Raw genomic sequence first — 1,054 nt, forward strand, 5'->3', positions numbered from 1 at the left:
CACCGTGTCGCGCAGGCCGTCCAGGCTCAGCACCAGCAGGCCGGCCACGTTGACCGGGTGCTGCGCGATGCGCCGCTCCAGCGTTTCGGTCTGCTGCTGCTGGCGCTGCAGCTCCCAGAGCTGCGCATAGAGCCCGCGGCGCTCGAGCAGTTCCTCATGGCGGCCGCGCTCGACGATCTCGCCGCGGTCCATCACGATGATCTGGTCCGCGTCGACCACCGTCGAGAGGCGGTGGGCGATGATCAGCGAGGTGCGGTCGCGCGCGACCTCGTCCAGCGCGCCCTGGATCGCGCGCTCGGCCTTGGTGTCCAGCGCCGAGGTCGCTTCGTCGAGCACGACGATGGGCGGATTCTTCAGGAACGCGCGCGCGATGGCGATGCGCTGCTTCTCGCCGCCGGACAGCCGCGCGCCCCGTTCGCCGACGCGGGTCTCGTAGCCCTCGGGCAGCAGGCTGATGAACTCGTCGGCCTGCGCGGCCCGCGCCGCCGCGACGATCGCGGCGTGATCGGCCTCGGGCCGGCCGTAGCCGATGTTGTAGGCGATGGTGTCGTTGAACAGCACGGGGTCCTGCGGCACCACGCCGATCGCCTGCCGCAGGCTCTGCTGCGTCAGCCCGGTGAGCGGGTGGCCGCCGATGCTGACCTCGCCGCTGTCCGGGTCGTACATCCGCATCAAGAGGCGCGCCAACGTGGACTTGCCCGACCCGCTGCTGCCCACCACGGCGAAGGTCTGGCCGTGGGGCACCTCCAGCGTCAGGCCCTTGAGGATCTGCCGCTGTCGGTCGTAGCCGAAGCGCACGTCGTCGAAGCGCAGCGTCGTGTCACCGGCCGGCAGCGGCCGCGCGCCGGGGGCGTCGACGATGTCGGGCTCGCGCCCCAGCAGCGCGAACAGCACCTCGGTGTTGAGCAGCGCGTCGCGCGTCTCCCGGAACACGAAGCCCAGCGTGTTCAGCGGCAGGAAGACCTGAATCAGGTAGGCGTTCACCATGACCAGGTCGCCGATGCTCATCCGCCCCGCGACGGTGTCGATGCCGGCCAGCAGCATCACCGCGCCG

The 1,054-nt window shown here is 71.2% G+C and carries 1 protein-coding gene; it reads right to left on the reverse strand.

The window, feature by feature from the left end:
- On the reverse strand, positions 1-1,054 hold a 1,054-nt coding region (locus FUT87_RS13945; RefSeq protein WP_147241406.1), incomplete at both ends, for an ATP-binding cassette domain-containing protein.

The sequence above is a fragment of the Mitsuaria sp. TWR114 genome, assembly GCF_007997345.1.